Genomic DNA, 19,334 nt, shown 5'->3' with positions numbered 1-19,334 from the left:
CGGGGTCAGGCTGGCGAGCACTCGGGTCGTGGTCTCGCGCAGGTTGGCCTGGATCGCGGCGTCGAGCGGCTGGACGGCGTTCTTGTCTTCGATGAAGTCGCCCAGATGGCTGTCCTCCTCGTCGCCGATCGGCGTCTCGAGACTGATCGGCTCCTTGGCGATCTTGAGGACCTTGCGCACCTTCTCGAGCGGCATATGGAGCTTCTCGGCGAGTTCCTCCGGCGCGGGCTCGCGCCCGATTTCGTGCAGCATCTGGCGGCTGGTGCGCACCAGCTTGTTGATCGTCTCGATCATGTGCACCGGAATGCGGATGGTGCGCGCCTGATCGGCGATCGAGCGGGTGATGGCCTGCCGGATCCACCAGGTGGCGTAGGTCGAGAACTTGTAGCCGCGGCGGTATTCGAACTTATCGACCGCCTTCATCAGGCCGATGTTGCCCTCCTGGATCAGGTCCAGGAACTGCAGGCCGCGGTTGGTGTATTTCTTCGCGATCGAGATCACGAGACGCAGATTGGCCTCGACCATCTCCTTTTTCGCGCGGCTCGCCTCGCGCTCGCCCTGCTGGACGGTGGAGCAGATGCGCCGGAACTCGGCCAGCGGCATGCCGGTCTGGGCCACGACTTCCGCGACGCCGGCGCGCAGCTCCTCGACTTTGACGGCGTGTTTCGCGGCGAACTTCGCCCACGCGTTGGACGCGTCGGCCATGTCCTCGAGCCAACTGGGATCGAGCTCGCGCCCGTAGTAATTCTTCAGAAACTCCTCGCGGTCGATCTTGCAGTCGACGGCGAGGCGCAGGATCTGCCCTTCCAGCTGCACCAGCTGGCGGTTCACGCCATAGAGTTCCTCGACCAGCTGTTCGATCCGGTTGTTGTTGAGGCGCACCTCCTCCATCAGCGTGATGAGGTTCTTGCGGTGCGTCTCGTAGGTGCGCTCGGTCGAGCGGCTCGGCTCTTCGCCTTTTTGCAAGGCGACGAGGCGCTTGTCCTGGGCGCGCTGAAGTTTGGTGTAGGTGGAGGCGATCTGTTCGAAGGTCTCAAGGACCTGCGGCTTCAGCTGTTGCTCCATCGCGGCGAGGGATAGGTTCTGGGCGTCGTCCTCGTCGTCCTCGCCATCGGTTTCGCCGTCGCTTCCCTCGTCGCCGGCGGCCTCTTCGCCCGCTTCCGGCTCCGGCTTCTTGGCCTCGGCCTTCTTCGCAGCCGGGGCCTTGGCCTCCTCGGCCTCTTCCTTCTTCTTCTCCTCGACCTTTTCCACCGTCTCGGGGCCGGCGACCTCGGGGTCGACCTCGGCCAGCTCCTCCTCGGCGTCCTCCATGTCGTCAGCGTCGGGGCCGGAGGACATGGTGGCGTCCAGATCGATCACGTCGCGCAGCAGAATCTGGCCCTCGACCAGCATATCGTGCCACTGGCTGATGGCGCGCATGGTCAGCGGGCTTTCGCACAGCGCGCCGATCATCTTCTCGCGGCCGGCCTCGATGCGCTTGGCGATGGCGATTTCGCCCTCGCGCGAGAGCAGCTCTACCGAGCCCATCTCGCGCAGATACATGCGCACCGGATCGTCGGTCCGCCCGACGTCGTCGTCGGCGATGTTGCCGGCGACGGCCGTGCCGGTCTCGGACGCCTCTTCGTCCTCACCCTTGTCCTGCTCGGCCTCCTCCTCGTTCTCGATCACGTTGATGCCCATGTCGTTCAGCATGGTCATCACGTCTTCGATCTGTTCGGAGGAGACCTGATCCTGCGGCAGCGCGGCGTTCAGCTCGTCGATCGTGATGAAGCTGCGCTCTTTACCCTTTTGCAGAAGCTTCTTGACCGCCGAGTTGCTGTCGTCGAGCAGCGGGCCGTCGCCGCCTTGCTCTTCGCTCTGTTCCGGGGCCTCTTTCGCTTCAGACTTGCTCGCCATCGCCTGCCAGATCCTTAAAAATCTCGGGCCGCCGTTTGAGCGCGCACGTCGCGCCGCCGGCGTCACTCATCCTCGTCAAGCACCCCGCGGCCCAGCGCCGCTTCGCCCGCATCGACGTCGCGCCACAAAGCTTGGCGGCGCGCCTCCAACGCCTCAAGACCGATCGCGCCTTTCGCGCCTTCCGCGCCCGTCGTCTCTCCGTCGCCCGCGCCGCTCGACGCGAGCCGCAGGGAGCGCACGACCTCCGAGCGCAGCGCCCCCTGGGTTCTGATCAACAATATATGATCCAGCGCCGCCCGCGCTTCGTCGAGCGGCGCCTCCGGGCGCGCCTGCCTCGCCAACTGATAGAGGCGCGCATCCCCCACGAGACGCAGGGCGCTTTCGTCCCCGACCTGCATGAAGTGGTCGCGCACGGCTGTCGAATCAAGCGGCCCCCCCGAAGCCGCGAGTTTTTGTAAGCCGCGCCTGACTTTGTCAAGGTCGGCGTCGAAGGTGAAGCGGTCCAGCGCCTCGTCGAACTCCTCGATCAGGCTGGGATGATTGGCGAGCGTCGCCAACGCCACCTGCTGCTGGCGACGCGACAGGCCTTGCGCTTGGCCCATCAACGCCCGCCCCATCGGTTCCGCCGCGTGCGGCGCGCTCGACGGCGGAAAGCTGGGACGCCCCCCGCGACCCGACCGGCCCCCAGGACCGCCGGCCCATCCACCGCGGCCGCCCGGACCCTTGTGCGCCGGGCGCTGCTGGCGGCGCGCCAGCTCCCACAGGCGATCGTTGAAAGCTCGGAAATACTGTTTCTTGACGGTCTCGTTCTCGATCCCGCCGGCGAGTCGCTTGAGGCGGCTTTCCAGATCAGCGCGGCGCTCCGGCGTGTCGTAGGGGCCGCGGTCGCGCTCCGATTCCCACAAGACCTGGCTCAACGGCTTCGCCGCCTCGACGACGGCGCGCATCGCCGCCGCGCCGTCGCGCGCGATCAGGCTGTCCGGGTCTTCGCCCGGCGGCAGGAAGGCGAAGCGCAGGCTCTTGCCCGGCGCCAGCTGCGGCATGGCGCGTTCGGCCGCGCGCAGCGCCGCGCGCCCGCCGGCCTCGTCCCCGTCGAGGCACATCACCGGCTCGTCCGCCGCGCGCCAGAGCAGCGCGATCTGCTCCTCCGTCACCGCGGTCCCGAGCGGGGCGACAGCCGCGTCGAATCCGGCCTGGGCCAGCGCGATCACGTCCATATAGCCTTCCGCGACCAGGAGATCGGTCTTCTCCTGCCGCGCCGCCTCGCGCGCCTCGCCCAGATTGAACAGCGTGCGTGACTTGTCGAACAGGGCCGTGTCGGGAGAGTTGATGTATTTCCCGATCCCCTTGGCCTTGGCGTCGCCCATGAAGCGGCCGCCGAAGGCGATCCAGCGTCCGCGCGCGTCGGCGATCGGAAACATCACCCGCTCGCGAAACAGCGGATAGGCGGGCCGGCCGGCGTCGCCCTTGCGGTAGAGGCCGACCTCGATCAGCGCATCCAGCGGGATCCCCGCCTTCTCCGCGTCCTCTTTCAACGTCGCCTTATCGCCCGGCGCGTAGCCGAGCGAGAAGCGCGCGATCGTCTCCTCGCTCAATCCCCGGCCGCGCAGATAGGCGAGCGCCTCGCGCCCGGCGGGCGCGCGCAGCTGGCGCTCATACCACGCGACCGCGAAACCCATGACTTCATAGAGGCTCTTGCGCTTCTCGGCGCGCTCGCGCTCCTGCGGGCTCGCCTTGGGAACCTCCAGGCCCGCCTCCTCGGCCAGCCGCTCGACCGCTTCGGGGAACTGCAGCCCCTCGGTCTTCATCAGCCAGGAGAAATGATCGCCGTGCTCGCCGGTCGAGAAGCAATGGAAGAAACCCTTGTCCTCGACGACGTGGAAACTCGGCGTCTTCTCGTTGGTGAAGGGCGAAATCCCCCACCAGTCGCCGCGCCCCTTCTGTTTCAACTGGACGCGCCGCCCCACCAGCCCGACCAGCGAGATGCGGGCGCGGATGTCGTCCAAGAAGCCGGGCGGGAAGGCCATTTTTTCTCCTGGCGTCGGATGCGGCCGATCATCATAACAGAGGCGTCCGCGCGGATGCGTTAAGAAAGGCTATTGCGATGAGCGATTCAAGCGAGAAGCCCCTCAAGATCGACTCCGCCGCCGTGACGCCGCGGGTCGGTTCCGCCGCCTACCCGGAGGCTTTCCGGGCGCTGTGCGACGGGCGGGCGAAGGCCTCGCTCGGCGACGTCTTCGGGCTCACGCAGTTCGGCGTGCATCTGACCGAGTTGGCCCCCGGCGCCTGGACGGCGCTGCGCCACTGGCACGAGACCGAGGACGAGTTCGTCTTCGTCCTTGAGGGGACGGCGACGCTTGCGACCGACGCCGGCGAGGTCGAACTGCAGGCGGGCGAGTGCGCCGGGTTCCGGTCCGGCCGGCCGGACGGCCACGCGGTGGGCAACCGAACGGATCGGCCGTTGCGCCTCCTGGAGATCGGCTCGCGGCATAGGGACGAAGTCGCGCACTACCCGGACGTCGACCTTCACGCCGTGCGCCGCGACGGCGTTTTGCGCTTCTTCAAGAAGGACGGGAGGCCTTACGACTGAACGGACCTTGTGGGCGGCGCCGGCGCCAGTTGCTCATAGGCGATCGACAAGCTGGAGACGGTGAGCGCGATTACGAGGTAATTCGCCGCCTGGCCGAACAGGGCGAGCAGCGCGTAGCCGGTCGCCGTCTCCAACAGGCCGGCGGAGCCGAGCCCGAGCGCCAGCAGCGCCACAGGCATGCTGACCGCCAGCGCGAACAGCGTCGGCAGCAGCAGGATCAGGAACATCCCCAGCGCGTTGCCCTTGCTGGCCCGCCAGGCGTCGGCGATGCGAAAGTCCTCCCGCCCCGTCGCCATCGCCGGCAGAACGAGAGACAGCCGCGCGAACACCACCGTAAACGCCAACGCGGCGAGCGCGCCGCCCACCGTCGCGCCCGCGTTGGAGCCGCCCGCCAGCATCTGCGAGACCAGCACGACCAGCACCAGCCCGACGCCCGCAATCGCGAAGATCGCGATCACGCGCAGCAGGAAAAGCGTCTTCTCCCGCCGCCATTTCAAGGCCCCGGCGACGGTCACGCTTTCTTGCGGCACCAGGTATTTGCGGTGCCAGGCGACGGCGAACATGACGTAGAAGATCAGATTCAACAGCAACAGCGCCAGCGTGGCCGTCAGCGCTGCCGGCTCCATCTGCGCCGCTTCGCCCGGCATCGGCGCGCCGGCGCTGTCCGGCACGGCCAGACGCACCAGCGTCTCCACGATCGCCAGCGCGATCACCGGCGGCGTGGCGATCATCAGCAGGTCGCGCCTGGTCTCGACCATATAGCGCAACGCCGCGCCGACGACGCGCAGCGCCTTGATGTCGGGCCTGCTTGGCGGGGCGACTTGGGTCATGCGCGTCCCTTCCTGTCAGAGATCGCCTCTTGGGCTGGGGCCGCCTTATCCCCGGCGGGGCGTTCGACCGCGCCGAGCGCGTCGGCGAGGCGGTTGGTCGCCGCCCCCGGACGCAGGGGCTTCTGCTGACTCTCGTGCGGCGCCCAGCCGTGCAGATAAACGATGTCGAAGGTCGCTTCGATCCGACCGTCCGCGCCTGCGTGACGCGCGGCGTACAGCGCGGCGGCCTCTTGAAACAGGGCGCGCGGCGGCGCGCCGCGCGGCGCCTGCGCCAGCGCCGCCGTCTCGCCCATCGCCCGCAGGTCGGCCGCCAAATGAAAGAAGGTCTCGTAGGTCACCGTGAGCCGATCGAAATCGACCACCGGCAAGGCGAAGCCCGCGCGCTGCATCAGCGCGCCCGCATCCTGCAGCGCCAAGGTCGGCGCGACCCGCGGCGCGGCCCCGCCGGAGACGCGGCTTTCCGCCTCCACCATCACGGCGCGCAATTCGGCCAGCGTATCGCCGCCCAGCACCGCCGCCAACATCAGCCCGTCCGGCTTCAACGCCCGGTTCATCTGAATGAGCGCGCCGGGCAGATCGTCGACCCAATGCAGCGCCAGCGACGAAATCGCGAGATCGACCGTCCCTTCGCGAACCGGCAGCCAGGCCGGATCGGCGACCGCCGTAAGCGGCCTCCTCTTGGCCCGCGCGCCCCGCGCCGCCCGCGCCATCGCCGGCGACAGATCGAGCCCGATATGGGTCTCAACGCCCGTCTTCTCGGGCAAAACCTCAGCCAAGGCGCCCTTGCGACAGCCGACTTCGAGGACCGTCGGAAAGGCGCGGTTCATGTCGAGCAACCGGTCTGCCAACCGGTCCGCCGCCTCGCGGAACAGGAACTCGGCCGCCTCGTCGCGCGCGGCCGCGCGATCCCGGCGGCGGGCCAGCAGGGCGGTGTCGAACAGGCGCGCATCCTCCGTCATGCCGCGGAATATGGCGAGGCGGCGCGGCGAGCGCAAAGTCTTTCGTCGTCCCCTCGGCTCGATCCGAACGCCGCCTTGAGCGGGCGCCGGGCTTAGGCCTAAACTCGACGGCGGCGGGTGGAGGACGACAGGGAGAACCGCAATGAGCGACGCCCGAGACGACGGCGAGACGACTGAAAGGGTCCGGGCCGCCGCGGTCGCGCAGACGGTGGCGCAAATCAAGGCGATCGAGGCGGACGGGGGGCCGGAGCGCGCCCGGCTTGGCCGCATCCGGGACGCGCTGGTGCGCCTCGGCGCCCAGACTGAGCTTTTCCCCGAAGCGGATTTCCCCGCCCCGGAAGACGGCACGGGCGATCGGCTGTTCCGTCTGTGGATGGAGCCGGACGAGACCTACGCGCTTTATCTCAACCGAGGGACGGGGGCCAAGGACACGCCGCCGCACAACCACACCACCTGGGCCTGCGTCGTCGGCGTGCGGGGCCAGGAGCGCAACAAATTCTACCGTCGCACCGACGACGGCTCGGAACCGGGGCGCGGCGCGCTCGAATTTGTCGAGGAACGGACGGTCGAGCGCGGGACCGGCGTCGCAATGACCGGCGAGGACATCCATTCGATCCACATGCGCGGAGACGAAGTGCAGATGCATCTGCACATGTACGGCCTGGCCCTGCATCGATTGGACGCCCGGCTGAAGTTCGATCAGGAGGCGGGGACGACGGCCCTGTTCGGCGGGCATCCCGATGTGACGCCCATGGAAGAGCGCGTGCGCGCGCTGGCCGGAGAGCCGGCCGCATGACCCCGGCCAGCCTTTCGGCCGCCGCGCTGCACGACGCGCTGACGGCCGCCGATCGCGGCGAGCGCGAGCTGGCGCCGATCGACGTGCGAGAGGAAGGGGTCTTCGGCGCAGCCCACCTGCTGCGCGCCGTGAACCTGCCTCTCAGCCGCTTGGAGCTCTGGCTGCGCGCGCTGATTCCGCGCAAGTCCGCGCCGATCGTCCTGATGGACGACGCCGACGGCCTGGCGGAGCGCGCCGCTCAGGTGATGGCGCTCGCCGGCTATACGGATCTTTCGATCCTGGAGGGCGGCGTGGCGGCCTGGGCGGCGGCCGGCTACGAGCTGTTCAGCGGCGTCAACGTCCCCTCCAAGGTCTTCGGCGAGTATGTCGAGCACCGCTTCGGAACCCCGCATCTGAGCGCGCAGGAGTTGAAGGCGAAGCTGGACGCCCGGGAGGATCTGGTGATCCTGGACAGTCGGCCGATGGCGGAATACCGCTTGATGAACATCCCCGGCGGGGTCGACGCGCCGGGGGCGGAGCTGGTCTGGCGGGTGCGCGCCCTAGCCCCCGACGCCCGGACCACCGTGGTGGTCAATTGCGCCGGGCGCACCCGCTCGATCATCGGGGCGCAGTCGCTGATCAACGCCGGTCTGGAGAACCCGGTCTTCGCGCTGAAGAACGGGACGATGGGATGGCATCTGGCAGGTTTCGCGCTGGAGCGAGGCGAGAGCCGCCAGGCCCCCGCCCCGGACGCCGAGGCGCAGGCGTGGGCGAAGCGCGCCGCCCGGCGCGTGGCCGAGCGCTTCCGCGCCCCGGCCGTGACGCCGGCCGAGTTGGAGCGCATGCAGCGCGAGACGGACCGCACGACCTACCTGCTCGACGTCCGCGACCCGGCCGAGTTCGAAGCCGGCCGCCCCCGCGGGGCGCGCAACGCCCCGGGGGGACAGTTGGTGCAGGCGACCGACCGCTATGTCGGCGTGCTGGGCGCGCGCATCGTGCTGGTCGACGCGGAGCAGGTCCGCGCGCCGATGACGGCCAGTTGGTTGATCCAGATGGGCTGGCCCGAGGTCTATGTGTTGGACGGCGGTGTGGAGGCGTTCGGCGAGGCCCTTGAAAGCGGACCGGCCCGGCCCTGCGTCCCGGAACTGGAGCATTTCGCGCAGAGTTTCATCGACGCCGACGCGCTCGCCGAACTCGGCGACGACGTCCCCATCCTCGACCTGTCGACCAGCCTGCAGCACAAGCGCGGCCACGTGCCCGGCGCGCGCTTCGCCGCGCGGGTCAGCCTGGCCGACGATCTGGGCGCGCTCGCCAACGCGCGGCTGATCGTGCTCACCGCGACGGACGAGCGAACCGCCCGGCTCGCGGCGAACGACCTGACGCAGCGCGGCGTCCACCGGGTGCGCGTGCTGCGCGGCGGGCTGGCCGGATGGCGGGCGGCCGGGCGGCCGATCGAGACGGGGTTGAAGAACCCGCTCTCCGACCCCGACCGCGACGTCTATGAGCGGCCGTACGACCTGGAGGACGGCGTCGAGGCGGCGATGCAGGCCTATCTCGATTGGGAGATCGAATTGATCCGCCAGATCGAACGCGACGGCACGTTGACCTTCCCGGATTTCGCGCCGGATCCGGGCGCCCGCGCGCCGGCCGACGCCTGATGGAGATCTCGCGCGCGCCCGGATCGCCGGCTCTGATCGGCCGGCTGACGACGGCGCTCAAGGGCGCGGCGCAGGCTGTGAAGGACGGCGCGCTGCCGCCGCGCTGCGCGGGCTGCGGCGTCGTGGTCGGCGCGGAAGGGGTGCTGTGCCCGGAGTGCTGGGGACGCGTGTCCTTCCTAGAGGAGCCGCTGTGCGTCCAATGCGGCTATCCGTTCGAGTTGGATTTCGGCGAACCGGTCAAATGCGGCGCCTGTCTCGCCCGACCGCCCGCCTTCGAGCGCGCGCGCGCCGTCTTCGCCTACGACGAGGCGAGCAAATCCATGCTGCTCGACTTCAAGCACGGGGACCGCACGGATCTGGCGCCGACGCTCGCCGCCTGGATGGCGCGCAGCGGGACGGAGCTGCTGGCGACGGCCGACGTGATCGCCCCGGTGCCGCTCCACCCGAAAAGGCTGTGGCGGCGGCGCTACAATCAGGCGGGACTGCTGACCCAGCGGCTCAGTCGGATCTGCGCTCGGCCCGCCGTCCTCGACCTGCTGCAGCGCACCCGCGACACGCCGAGCCAGGGCGCCTTTTCGGCGAAGGGCCGCGAGCGCAACGTCGCCGGCGCCTTCGCCGTGCGCCCGGCGCGGCGCCCGGCGATCCAGGGGGCGCGGGTGTTGCTGATCGACGACGTCTACACCACCGGCGCTACGGCGGAGGCCTGCGCCAAGGCGCTGAAACGGGCCGGGGCCGCGTCGGTCGACCTGCTGGCGCTCGCCCGGGTGGTGCGTCCCGGCAGGGGCTGAAGCGACGCCCTCCCGGTTGGCATTCGTCGCTCGTTGCCTATATCGTGCGCGGACATCATCGCTCTCATCCGACAATGGAGTACCGCGCTATGGCGCATGTCGAAGTCTACACCCGCCCGATGTGCGGCTTCTGCTTCAAGGCGAAGAAGCTGCTCGGCAAGAAGTCCGTCGACTTCGTCGAGTATGACGTCTGGGAAGAGGAAGGCCGCAAGGACGAGATGGTCGAGCGCTCCGGCGGGGCGACCACCATGCCGCAGATCTTCATCGACGGCCGGCATGTCGGCGGCTGCGACGAGTTGATGGCGCTTGAGGAGAAGGGCGAGCTCGATCGCCTGCTGGAGAGCGCGGCGTGAGCGGGACGACGCTCAAGATCGCCGCCTGTCAGCTCTGCTCGACGACGGATCCGGCGCGCAATCTGGAGTTGGCCTCCGATCTGGTGCGCCGCGCGGCGGCCGAGGGCGCCGAGCTGATCGGCCTGCCCGAGGTGGTGAACCTGATGCAGGTGCGCCGCAAGGACGCTGTCGCGGCCGCCCGGCTTGAGGAAGAGGATGAGAGCCTTGCGGGGTTCCGCGCGCTGGCGCGCGATCTCGGCGTGTGGCTTCACGTGGGCTCAATGGCGATCAAGCGCGCCGACGACGAGCGACTGGCCAACCGCGGCTTCATGATCGATCCCAAGGGCGAAATCCGCGGGCGCTACGACAAAATCCACATGTTCGACGTCGACCTTGAGGGCGGCGAGAGCTATCGCGAAAGCAACGGCTATCGCCCCGGCGAGCATGCGGAGCTGGTCGACACCCCGTGGGGCGGTTTCGGCATGACGGTCTGCTACGACGTGCGCTTCCCGCATCTGTACCGAGATCTGGCCAAGGCCGGCGCCAAGATGTTGGCCGTGCCCGCCGCCTTCACGCGCAAGACCGGGCAGGCGCACTGGCATATCCTGCTGCGCGCCCGGGCGATCGAGAACGGCTGCTTCCTCATGGCCCCGGCTCAGACCGGCGTTCATGAGGACGGGCGCGAGACCTACGGCCACGCGCTGATCGTCGCCCCGTGGGGCGAGGTGCTGGCCGACGCCGGCGAAGAGCCGGGCTACGCCCTCGCGGAGATCGACCTCGCCGAGGTCGAGCGCGTGCGCGGCATGGTCCCGTCCCTCAACAACGACCGGCCCTATGACGCGCCGGGCCGCAAGGACCTGGCGGCGGAGTAGCGCCTGATCCCCGGCGCGCCGGCGAGCGTGCAGCTCAACGGCCTGTCGCCTCGACCGACGCGAAGCGGAGGGAGGGGATCTCGACGGCCCGGCGCTTCGCCTTTCTTTTGAGGACGACCCTGCTGCGGACGGCCGGCCCGCTCCCCCTTCCGCTCACCCCTTCCGCTCACCCCTTCCGCGCCGCCATTCGGCCCTTCATCGCCGGGCCGGACGGCGTCTCGACGCGGCCTTCGAAGAGGTCGAGGACCTCGAAGCCGTGCGCCGCGGCCAGAGTCGCCAACTCCCCCTCGCGCAGCAGGAAGTCCGGGTTCTTCGGACGGCCGAACGCCTCGTTGCCGATCAGGAAGGTCTCGTAAAGCAGAAGGCCGCCCGGTTGCACCGCGCCGGCGATGTCGGCCAGGATCGGCCGCCACAGGTAATTCACCACGGCGACCGCCGCGAAGCTCCGACCGGCGAGGGGAAACGGCCCGCCGCCCTCAAGGTCCGCCTCGATCAACTCTGCGCCGGGCGTCTCCGCGAGGTCGGCGACGCCCGAAAGATCGCGGTCGAGGAACACGACCGCGCGGCCGCGCTTGAGAAACAGCCGGCCGTGGCGACCGCCGCCGCAGGCGAGATCGAGGACCGGACCGTCGGGCGGCGCGGCGCCTTCAAACCGGGCGATCCAGGGGCTAGGCGCGGTTTGCGCCGCGTGGGGGTCCGTCATGCATCCGTCACGTTTCGACTTGCCGTCGCCGGCGGGGGCCGCCATTTAAGAGGCCATGCGGCGTCGCGCTTCATGGGAAGGCGGGCCGGCACGGAGGGTTGAGACGATGATCTCGTTCAATCTTCGCTGTAGCAAGGACCATGAATTCGAAGGGTGGTTCCGCGACAGCGCGACATTCGAGAAAGACTTGAAGAATCGCCGGATCGAATGCCCGATCTGCGGCGATTCGAAGCTTGAGCGCGCACTGAGCGCGCCGAACATCGCCACCTCCGAAAGCCGCGCCGCCGCCAAAGCCGAACAGGCCGCCCAAGCGCGCGATAAGATGCGCGACACGCTGCGCGCCTTTCGCCGCCATGTCGAGAAGACCTCAGAGAACGTCGGCGATCGCTTCGCAGAAGAAGCGCGCAAAATCCATTACGGCGAAAGCGCGACGCGCAGCATCTACGGCAAGACGAGCCTTGAGGAGGCGCGCGATCTGCACGAGGAAGGCGTCCCCGTCGCGCCCATCCCGTGGATTGAGGAAGTCCAGGACAACTGACCGCCGACGCGGCCGCCGCGTCACACGACCGAAATGTCTGAAAGCATCGTGCGCCACGCCGTGATCCGGGCGGCGTAGCCTTCGGTCTCTACCGGCGCGCCGTCCAGCACGGCCGCGATGCGGTTGGGGACGTCCATCACGCCGCATTGGTTCGCATCGCGCGGGCCGCGCCGGCGGTCCGGACCGACATAGCCTTTCGCCGCGATGAAGCGCCGGGGCTTCGCGGCCAGATCTTTCAGATGGGCCGTCACCGTGTCCGCAGAGTGCGGCTTGTTCAGCACATGGTCGAAACCGGCGGCCGCGTAGGTCCGAGCGAGATCGCTCGTCACCTGGCTTTTGCAGGCGATCGTGGCGACGAAAGGGTCGAGGCCCGCGCGTCCGCGCCGAATCCGTCGCACCAATTGAATCAGGTCGTCCCCGTGGACGTCCATCTCCAGCAGCAGCGCGTGCGGATCCTCCGTCCGCAGCGCGCCTTCCAACCGCTCCAGGGTGTGGATGTGCTGGACCCGCTTCATCCCTTCGCCGGCGAGCTGGGCCGTCATCGCCGACCCAAGGGACGCCAGCGGTTCGTAGTAAAGCAGGCGCACGGCGCCGAGGCGGTCGGGTCGGGTCATCTGAACTTCGCGTTCTTGAGCGTCTTTGAGGTATTTCTTCCCGCCATCATGCGCCGCGCCATGCATCCATCGCAAGCCGGTCATGCGTGACTCGCATGTATCAGATCGATATATTGTAACTTGATATATCCAAGAAAGGCGCGTAGGGCCTGTCCGGCTCGCCGAATGGTTGGCGGGATCGAGGAAAACGCGGCAGGCCGCGTGATGGGACGCAATGGACGTTAAGACGACCTGCCTGGGAGTCCTCGCGATGGGCGAGGCCACAGGCTACGAGATCCGCAAGCATTTCGAGGACGGCCCTTTCAGCCACTTCGCCGAGGGCGGCTTCGGCTCGATCTATCCGGCGCTCAACAGGCTGACCAAGGACGGGCTCGTCGACTGCACCGAACAGGCGCAGGACAAGCGGCCGGACAAGAAAGTCTACCGGTTGAACGAGAACGGTTTCGAGGCGCTGCTCGAGGCGCTCGGCCGGGCGCCGGCGGAGGATCGCTACAAGTCCGATCTGTTGTTCATGCTGTTCTTCGCCGATCACCTTTCGCCCGCCCGATTGGAGCGGCTGATCGACGAACGGATCCGCTTTTACCGCGACAAGCTGGCCCATATGGCCGATTGCGCGGGAGGGGCCGGTCCGCCGCACGGCCCGCGTTTCGTCCACGGCTTCGGCGTCGCGGTCTACGAGGCGGCGCTCTCTTATCTCGAAACCCAAAAGGCCGCGCTGATCGATCGCGTCGCGCGCGCCCAGAACGCCGACGCGGCGGAGTGAGCCCGGAATGAGCCCGAAAGACGACGCCCCCAAGGACGGCGCGGCCGAGCGCAAGAGCGCCCCCGCCGAGGCCGACGCGCGCCCGAAGCGGCGCGGCCTGCGCCCGTCTCTGGTCATCGCAGTCTGTCTCGCCGTCGCGGCCGGGGCCTGGATATTGACCGGAGATCTGGAGGATCAGCGCACCCTCGCGGACGGTGCGGCGGGGACAGGGAGGGACGCCGCCTCCGCCCCGGCCTCCGAGCCTGCGCCCTCCCCAGCCCCGGCGCCCTCCCCAGCCAACGTGCCGGATGACAAGGCGGTGGCCGTGCGGGTCTATGACAGCGTCGCCGAACCGCGGCGCGCCTTCATCCAGCTGACCGGCCGCACGATGGCCGAGCGCCGTGCGCTGTTGAGCGCGGAGACGGCCGCCCGCGTGACCGACGTGTCGGTGGAGTTGGGCGACGAGGTCGAAGAGGGTCGGGAGGTGGTGCGCCTCGCCACCGACGACCGGATGGCCCAGCTGCGCGAGGCGCAGGCGCTGGTCAATCAGCGCGAAATCGAGTTCAACGCCGCCGACAAGCTCTCCCAGAAGGGCTTTCAGTCCGAGACCAACCGCGCCCAGGCCGCAGCTCAATTGGAGGCCGCTCAGGCGCAGCTGGAGCGCATCCGCGTCGAGCTCTCCAAGACCACGATCGAAGCCCCCTTCGACGGCGTGGTCGAGGAGCAGTTGGTGGAGATCGGCGATTTCGCCGCGATCGGCACGGGCCTGATCCGGCTGGTCGATCTCGATCCGATGCTGGTCTCCGTTCAGGTCTCGGAGCGCGAGATCGAGCGGTTGCAGGAAGGCGCGGAGGCCGACGTCTTCCTGTTGAGCGGCCAGCGCGCCCGGGGCGCGATCTCCCGCATCGCGCCGACGGCCGAAGACCAGACCCGCACTTTCGAGGTGGAGATCGAAATCGACAACGCCGATTTCCGCCTGCGCGACGGGGTCACCGCCTCGGTCCGCCTGCCGACGCGCGAGCGCCTCGCCCATTTCCTAAGCCCCGCCGTGCTGACGCTGAACGACGCAGGCCAGGTCGGGGTGAAGGCCGTGGACGCCGACGACCGCGTGGTCTTTCACCCGGTCGACATTCTGGAGGACACGGCCGACGGCATGTGGGTGACCGGCCTGCCGACGACGCTGACCATCATCAGCGTCGGCCAGGAATATGTCGGCGAAGGCGCCGACGTCCGTCCGGTGCAGGCCGAGGATTTCCGGGAGACGACCGGCCCGAAGATCGACGAACAGCCTGACGAGATGGCGACCCCGCCGCGGGTCAGCCGCGACGACGCCGAGCCCGCGGAGGCCCAGCGATGATGACGCCGATCGACGCGGCGCTGAACCGCTCGCGCACCGTCCTGTCGTTGCTGCTCTTCATTCTGGTCGCGGGCTTCATCGCCTACGTCCAGATCCCGAAAGAGGCGGACCCGGACGTCAACATCCCGATCATCTACGTCTCCATGCACCACGAGGGCATCTCGCCTGAGGACGCCGAGCGCCTGCTGGTGCGCCCGATGGAGAAGGAGATGCAGTCGATCGAGGGGCTGAAGGAGCTGCGCTCGACCGCCTATGAGGGCGGCGCCAACGTGCTGGCGGAATTCGAGGCCGGCTTCAACGCCGACGCCGCCCTGCAGGACGTGCGCGAGAAGGTGGATCTGGCCAAGCCCGAACTGCCCGAGGACACCGACGAACCGTCGGTCAACGAAGTCAATCTGAGCCTCTTCCCCGTACTGGTGGTGACGCTTTCCGGCCCGGCCCCGGAGCGCACGCTGCTGCGCCTGGCGCGGCGCCTGCAGGACGAGATCGAGACCATCCCGACCGTGCTGGAGGCCGCGATCACCGGCGACCGTGAGGAATCGGTGGAACTGCTGATCGATCCCGCCCTGGTGGAGAGCTACGGGCTGGAGCCCTCGGAACTGTTCACCACCATCGACCGCTCCAACCAGCTGATCGCGGCGGGCGCGCTCGACACGGGCGCGGGACGCTTCTCGATCAAGGTGCCGGGTCTGTTCGAGGGCGTCGACGACATCTTGAACCAACCGCTGGTCTCAACCGGCGACGCCGTCGTGCGCGTGCGCGACCTGGCGGAGGTGCGCCGCACCTTCAAGGATCCGACCCAGTTCGCCCGCGTCGACGGCGAGCGGGCGATCGCGCTTGAGATCTCCAAGCGCACCGGCTCCAACATCATCGAGACCATCGAGGCCGTGCGCTATCTGGTCGACGAGGCCGCGACGCGTTTTCCCGCGACGGTCGACGTCTCGTACAGCCAGGACAAGTCCGAAGACATCCGCATCATGCTGACAGACCTGCAGAACAACGTCATCTCGGCGGTGCTGCTGGTCATGATCGTGATCGTCGGGGCGCTCGGGGTGCGCGGCGGGCTGTTGGTGGGCGTGGCGATTCCCGGCTCCTTCCTGGCCGGCATTCTCGTGCTGTCGATGATCGGGCTCACCGTCAACATCGTGGTGCTGTTCGCGCTGATCCTGTCGGTCGGCATGCTGGTCGACGGGGCGATCGTCGTGACCGAATACGCCGACCGCAAGCTGGCCGAGGGCGAAAGCAAGGAGGTCGCCTACGGCCTGGCGGCGAAGCGCATGGCCTGGCCGATCATCGCCTCCACCGCGACCACCCTGGCCGCGTTCATGCCGCTTCTGTTCTGGCCCGGCGTGGTCGGGGAGTTCATGAAGTTCATGCCGATCACGCTGATCGCGACGCTGACCGCCTCGCTGGCGATGGCGCTGATCTTCATCCCCGTGCTGGGCGCGCGGCTCGGCGGGATCGTGCGGCTGGTGATCACGTTGGCGCTGGCTGCGGCGTTCGGCGGGCTCGCCTTCACGATCGGGGGTCCGGCCTTGCATGCGGCGGGGTTGGGCGGCGCAGCGCCGGCAGCCGCGGCCGTCGGCGGACTGGGCGGCCTGATCCTGGGCTGGTGGCTGGGCGGAGTCGCCGGGCGGCTGATCGAACGGCAGACGGTCGACCGGGCCAAGTCGCTCGCCGCCGAGGCGGAGGAGGATCAGACGCCGCTCGACCAGATCGGCGGCATGACGGGGCTCTACGTGCGCACGCTAGGCCTCGCCTTGAAGGCGCCGAGCGTGGTGCTGGGCCTGGCGCTGGTCACGCTCATCGGCGCCTGGGGCGCCTACGCCCAGTTCGGCAAGGGGGTGGAGTTCTTCCCCGACGTCGAGCCGGAGCAACTGATCGTCAACATCCACGCCCGCGGCAACATGGCGGTGCGCGAGAAGGACCTGCTGGTCCGCGACGTCGAGCGGGAGCTGCTCGCCATGCAGCGCGCCGAAGGGGAGTTCAAGACGATCTACACCTCCTCCGGCATCTTCGAATCGCGCGACGACGAGGCCGAAGACATCGTCGGCAAAATCCAGATCGAGTTCGTCGATTGGGACGAGCGCCGCCCGGCCGCCGCCATCAAGGCGGAGATCCGTCAGCGGACCGCCGACCTCGCCGGCGTCTGGGTCGAGGTGCGCGAGCCGGAGGCGGGTCCGCCCACCGGCAAACCGGTCCACGTTCAACTCTCGGCCCGCGACCCCTCGCTGCTGGACGACGCCGTCGTCGCCGTGCGCGAGAAGATGGAGGGCATGTCGGGGCTGATCGATCTGGAGGATTCGCGGCCCGTGCCGGGCATCGAGTGGAAGCTCGACGTCGACCGCGCCCAGGCGGCCAAGTTCGACGCCGACGTGACCCTGATCGGCAGCTTCATCCAGATGGTGACCAAGGGCCTGAAGGTCAGCGAATACCGGCCCGACGACACCGACGACGAAGTCGACATCATGGCCCGCTTCCCGGAACGCTATCGCACCGTCGATCAGCTCGACCGGGTGCGGATCAACACCGGCTCCGGGCGCATGCCGATCGGCAACTTCGTGGAGCGCTCGGCCGAACAGAAGACCGGCGTCCTCAACCGCGTCGACAGCCGCCGGATCATGTATGTCCGCGCCGGCGTCGAAGAGGGCGTGCTGCCCGACGACAAAGTCCGGGAGATCCGCGCTTGGCTGGAGGGCGACCCGCTGCCCGCCGGCGTCGAGGTCGAATTCAAGGGCGAGGACGAGGAGCAGCAGGCCGCCCAGGACTTCCTCGTGAAGGCCTTCGGCGTCGCGCTGTTCCTGATGGCCGTCATCCTGGTGACGCAGTTCAACAGCTTTTATTCCGCCTTCCTGATCCTGTCGGCGGTCGTCATGTCGACGGTGGGCGTGATGCTGGGCCTGCTGGCGATGGGCGAGCCGTTCGGCATCGTCATGTCGGGCATCGGCGTGATCGCGCTGGCCGGCATCGTGGTGAACAACAACATCGTGCTGATCGACACCTTCGACCGGCTGAAGAAGACCAGCGCCACGATGCGCGAGGCCATCCTGCGCACCGGCGCTCAGCGCCTGCGCCCGGTCCTGCTGACCACGGTGACGACGATCCTGGGCCTGATGCCGATGGTGCTGCAGACCAACATCGACTTCCTGACGCGCACCGTCTCGATCGGCGCGCCGTCGACGCAATGGTGGGTGCAGCTCTCGACCGCGATCGTCTTCGGGCTCGCCTTCGCGACGGTGCTCACGCTGATCGTCACGCCCTCGGCCCTGATGCTGCGCGCCAACCTTCAGGCCCGCCGCGCGCGCAAGGCGTCGGGCGACGCGCCGGCTCAGCCGCAGGCGGCGGAGTAAGCGGCGGAGCCGGGCGCATTGCGCTTAGCGATGCACCCGCGCCGTCAAGCGCGGAACGCCTCGGACGCGCGTAACACCCGCTCGGCGCCGTCGTTGACCAGTGCGAAACGCGTCGCTTCGGCGGTCTTCGGGCCGAACAGCCCGTCTTCCTTCAAGCGCTTAGGCCGCTTTGCAGCCGGCCGATCGAAGCGACGGTAAGGATCAACTTCGCCCTCAGGTTCGGCCGTCTCCTGCGCGTCCGCCAGCCGGTTCAGTCCGGCCTGAAAGCCTCGGACGGCGTCAGCCGCGGACTTGGAGCGGTTCCGCTTCGTCAGGCGATCGCCGATCCCTTCAAACGCCGCGCTCAAAGGCAGGCCGTCGGCGGTCATGAGCGGTTTCGGCTCTTTCGCGGGGTCGCGTTTCCAAGGGCGCTCCACCGCCTTTCCGGTTCCGTCGCGCGCGACCGGCTCGTTTCCGGCGTGCGCGCCGAACCATCCGGCCACGCCGTCCTGCAAGATCTTCCGTCGCCCAGGATCACCGCCCCAATACCCGTCGCGGCGCATCAAGCTTTTTGCTTCCGGCTCGCTCCAATCCGCCGGCGGCTTAAGAAGGACGGCTTCTTCCGGGTCGATGGCGTTCAAGGCGTCGACGACCGCCGTCTTCAGGCGCGCGCGGTCGGCATCGCTCGCCGCCGCGCCGCGACCTTTCGCGCCAGACGCCTCCGGCTCTTGGCGCGCTTGCGGCTCCTGTCCAGACTTCCCGGGCTCTGGGGTCGTTTTCCGTCGCTTTTCCTCTTCCTTCTCCCGGCGCCGCCGTTCGTGAAAGGCGTCACGTCGGCGTTGCTGATCGGACTTGTCCCGATCCGCCTGCGCCGCATCGCCGGCGCCGAGCGGAAGGTCGCCCATTCTATCCAAATCCTTATCGTCGAAATAATCCGCCACATGGCCGTCGACGCCGGCGGCGTCCAGCGTTCCCTGAAGCAGGTCGACGCAACTGTCGTCGAACAGATTGTACGCGCCGGCCTTATCCATCTGCCCGCGCAGATAATCGGCCGCCGCATCCGCCGCCTCCTTATCGGGAAGCGGAATTTCCCTGCGGATGACGTCGTCGTTCGAAGCGCGGTCGGAATCGTCACGGATCGCGCCCGGAACGTCGCCGCTGAGGCTGGTCGGCTTGTCGGCGTCGGCCGGGTATTTGCCGACAATGTCGTGGACGGCGCCGTCCGGCCCCTGAATGCGGACGGAGAAATGCCCGACCGGGCCGCCCGGATCGGCGTAGAATTTCAAAACGTACCCACCGCTGCGTGTGATATCCTCGCTCATGATCGTAGACTTCCTTTCTGGTTGGTAGG

At 68.5% G+C, this 19,334-nt stretch carries 17 protein-coding genes; 10 read left to right on the top strand and 7 right to left on the bottom strand.

Features of this window, described 5'->3' with window-relative positions:
- Both rpoD and dnaG read right to left on the bottom strand, forming a co-directional pair.
- On the bottom strand, window positions 1-1,896 hold a 1,896-nt coding region (gene rpoD, locus RIB45_RS00840), incomplete at its 3' end, for an RNA polymerase sigma factor RpoD (protein WP_350047768.1).
- Between the two features lie 62 nt (window positions 1,897-1,958).
- Window positions 1,959-3,923, bottom strand: a complete 1,965-nt coding sequence (gene dnaG, locus RIB45_RS00835; protein WP_350047766.1) for a DNA primase — start codon at window positions 3,921-3,923, stop codon at window positions 1,959-1,961.
- A gap of 77 nt (window positions 3,924-4,000) precedes the next feature.
- Here dnaG and RIB45_RS00830 point away from each other — a divergent pair, with 77 nt between their 5' ends.
- Window positions 4,001-4,486 (top strand): cupin domain-containing protein, encoded by a 486-nt coding sequence (locus tag RIB45_RS00830; protein ID WP_350047764.1) that lies wholly within the window; start codon window positions 4,001-4,003, stop codon window positions 4,484-4,486.
- Here RIB45_RS00830 and RIB45_RS00825 read toward each other — a convergent pair.
- Entirely contained in the window at window positions 4,477-5,316 is an 840-nt protein-coding gene (locus RIB45_RS00825) for a hypothetical protein (protein ID WP_350047762.1), read from the bottom strand. The two genes, RIB45_RS00830 and RIB45_RS00825, sit on opposite strands and share 10 nt — an antisense overlap.
- Complete coding sequence (locus tag RIB45_RS00820; protein WP_350047760.1) at window positions 5,313-6,275, bottom strand: methyltransferase domain-containing protein; 963 nt, start codon at window positions 6,273-6,275, stop codon at window positions 5,313-5,315. Before RIB45_RS00820 ends, RIB45_RS00825 begins: the two co-directional genes overlap by 4 nt.
- 142 nt (window positions 6,276-6,417) lie before the next feature.
- Here RIB45_RS00820 and RIB45_RS00815 point away from each other — a divergent pair, with 142 nt between their 5' ends.
- From RIB45_RS00815 to RIB45_RS00795, 5 genes are all read left to right on the top strand, one after another.
- The gene (locus RIB45_RS00815; RefSeq protein WP_350047758.1) at window positions 6,418-7,071 is read left to right on the top strand and encodes a cysteine dioxygenase family protein; all 654 of its coding nucleotides are present in this window, start codon (window positions 6,418-6,420) and stop codon (window positions 7,069-7,071) included.
- A complete protein-coding gene (locus RIB45_RS00810) occupies window positions 7,068-8,708 on the top strand; it encodes a rhodanese-like domain-containing protein (RefSeq protein ID WP_350047756.1) in 1,641 nt (546 codons plus the stop codon). The genes RIB45_RS00815 and RIB45_RS00810 overlap by 4 nt, the downstream gene beginning before the upstream one ends.
- A complete protein-coding gene (locus RIB45_RS00805; protein WP_350047754.1) occupies window positions 8,708-9,496 on the top strand; it encodes a double zinc ribbon domain-containing protein in 789 nt (262 codons plus the stop codon). Before RIB45_RS00810 ends, RIB45_RS00805 begins: the two co-directional genes overlap by 1 nt.
- Window positions 9,497-9,585: 89 nt before the next feature.
- Window positions 9,586-9,849, top strand: a complete 264-nt coding sequence (grxC, locus tag RIB45_RS00800) for a glutaredoxin 3 (protein ID WP_350047752.1) — start codon at window positions 9,586-9,588, stop codon at window positions 9,847-9,849.
- Window positions 9,846-10,700, top strand: coding sequence for a carbon-nitrogen hydrolase family protein (locus tag RIB45_RS00795; RefSeq protein WP_350047750.1), 855 nt, complete (start codon window positions 9,846-9,848; stop codon window positions 10,698-10,700). Before grxC ends, RIB45_RS00795 begins: the two co-directional genes overlap by 4 nt.
- 166 nt (window positions 10,701-10,866) lie before the next feature.
- On the opposite strand, the gene RIB45_RS00790 is transcribed toward RIB45_RS00795, so the two are convergent.
- Window positions 10,867-11,403, bottom strand: coding sequence for a class I SAM-dependent methyltransferase (locus RIB45_RS00790; protein WP_350047748.1), 537 nt, complete (start codon window positions 11,401-11,403; stop codon window positions 10,867-10,869).
- Between the two features lie 106 nt (window positions 11,404-11,509).
- Between RIB45_RS00790 and RIB45_RS00785 the strand changes: the two genes are divergently transcribed.
- Window positions 11,510-11,941: a DUF1178 family protein gene (locus RIB45_RS00785; RefSeq protein WP_350047746.1), complete on the top strand. Its 432-nt coding sequence runs from the start codon at window positions 11,510-11,512 to the stop codon at window positions 11,939-11,941.
- A 20-nt stretch (window positions 11,942-11,961) separates the two neighbouring features.
- Here RIB45_RS00785 and RIB45_RS00780 read toward each other — a convergent pair whose 3' ends face one another.
- Complete coding sequence (locus tag RIB45_RS00780; RefSeq protein WP_350047744.1) at window positions 11,962-12,555, bottom strand: hypothetical protein; 594 nt, start codon at window positions 12,553-12,555, stop codon at window positions 11,962-11,964.
- 214 nt (window positions 12,556-12,769) lie between these two features.
- Here RIB45_RS00780 and RIB45_RS00775 point away from each other — a divergent pair, with 214 nt between their 5' ends.
- The 3 genes from RIB45_RS00775 to RIB45_RS00765 are packed head-to-tail and all read left to right on the top strand — an operon-like array spanning window position 12,770 to window position 18,004.
- The gene (locus RIB45_RS00775; RefSeq protein WP_350047742.1) at window positions 12,770-13,318 is read left to right on the top strand and encodes a PadR family transcriptional regulator; all 549 of its coding nucleotides are present in this window, start codon (window positions 12,770-12,772) and stop codon (window positions 13,316-13,318) included.
- Between the two features lie 7 nt (window positions 13,319-13,325).
- Complete coding sequence (locus tag RIB45_RS00770) at window positions 13,326-14,654, top strand: efflux RND transporter periplasmic adaptor subunit (protein ID WP_350047740.1); 1,329 nt, start codon at window positions 13,326-13,328, stop codon at window positions 14,652-14,654.
- A complete protein-coding gene (locus tag RIB45_RS00765) occupies window positions 14,651-18,004 on the top strand; it encodes an efflux RND transporter permease subunit (protein ID WP_350047738.1) in 3,354 nt (1,117 codons plus the stop codon). The genes RIB45_RS00770 and RIB45_RS00765 overlap by 4 nt, the downstream gene beginning before the upstream one ends.
- A 44-nt stretch (window positions 18,005-18,048) precedes the next feature.
- Here RIB45_RS00765 and RIB45_RS00760 read toward each other — a convergent pair whose 3' ends face one another.
- Window positions 18,049-19,305, bottom strand: a complete 1,257-nt coding sequence (locus tag RIB45_RS00760) for a hypothetical protein (protein WP_350047736.1) — start codon at window positions 19,303-19,305, stop codon at window positions 18,049-18,051.
- Window positions 19,306-19,334 lie beyond the last annotated feature (29 nt).

Source organism: Marivibrio sp. (assembly GCF_040218065.1).
Taxonomy (GTDB): Bacteria; Pseudomonadota; Alphaproteobacteria; order UBA8366; family Aestuariispiraceae; genus Marivibrio.
The sequence above is the reverse complement of the archived record's forward strand: the minus strand, read 5'-3'. Positions and strand labels throughout refer to the sequence as shown.

Bases quoted from the DNA above. Each gene is read 5' to 3' on its own strand.
- dnaG (WP_350047766.1), bottom strand. From the start codon at position 3,923: ATGGCCTTCCCGCCCGGCTTCTTGGACGACATCCGCGCCCGCATCTCG.
- RIB45_RS00830 (WP_350047764.1), top strand. From the start codon at position 4,001: ATGAGCGATTCAAGCGAGAAGCCCCTCAAGATCGACTCCGCCGCCGTG.
- RIB45_RS00825 (WP_350047762.1), bottom strand. From the start codon at position 5,316: ATGACCCAAGTCGCCCCGCCAAGCAGGCCCGACATCAAGGCGCTGCGC.
- RIB45_RS00820 (WP_350047760.1), bottom strand. From the start codon at position 6,275: ATGACGGAGGATGCGCGCCTGTTCGACACCGCCCTGCTGGCCCGCCGC.
- RIB45_RS00815 (WP_350047758.1), top strand. From the start codon at position 6,418: ATGAGCGACGCCCGAGACGACGGCGAGACGACTGAAAGGGTCCGGGCC.
- RIB45_RS00810 (WP_350047756.1), top strand. From the start codon at position 7,068: ATGACCCCGGCCAGCCTTTCGGCCGCCGCGCTGCACGACGCGCTGACG.
- RIB45_RS00805 (WP_350047754.1), top strand. From the start codon at position 8,708: ATGGAGATCTCGCGCGCGCCCGGATCGCCGGCTCTGATCGGCCGGCTG.
- grxC (WP_350047752.1), top strand. From the start codon at position 9,586: ATGGCGCATGTCGAAGTCTACACCCGCCCGATGTGCGGCTTCTGCTTC.
- RIB45_RS00790 (WP_350047748.1), bottom strand. From the start codon at position 11,403: ATGACGGACCCCCACGCGGCGCAAACCGCGCCTAGCCCCTGGATCGCC.
- RIB45_RS00785 (WP_350047746.1), top strand. From the start codon at position 11,510: ATGATCTCGTTCAATCTTCGCTGTAGCAAGGACCATGAATTCGAAGGG.
- RIB45_RS00780 (WP_350047744.1), bottom strand. From the start codon at position 12,555: ATGACCCGACCCGACCGCCTCGGCGCCGTGCGCCTGCTTTACTACGAA.
- RIB45_RS00775 (WP_350047742.1), top strand. From the start codon at position 12,770: ATGGACGTTAAGACGACCTGCCTGGGAGTCCTCGCGATGGGCGAGGCC.
- RIB45_RS00770 (WP_350047740.1), top strand. From the start codon at position 13,326: ATGAGCCCGAAAGACGACGCCCCCAAGGACGGCGCGGCCGAGCGCAAG.
- RIB45_RS00765 (WP_350047738.1), top strand. From the start codon at position 14,651: ATGATGACGCCGATCGACGCGGCGCTGAACCGCTCGCGCACCGTCCTG.
- RIB45_RS00760 (WP_350047736.1), bottom strand. From the start codon at position 19,305: ATGAGCGAGGATATCACACGCAGCGGTGGGTACGTTTTGAAATTCTAC.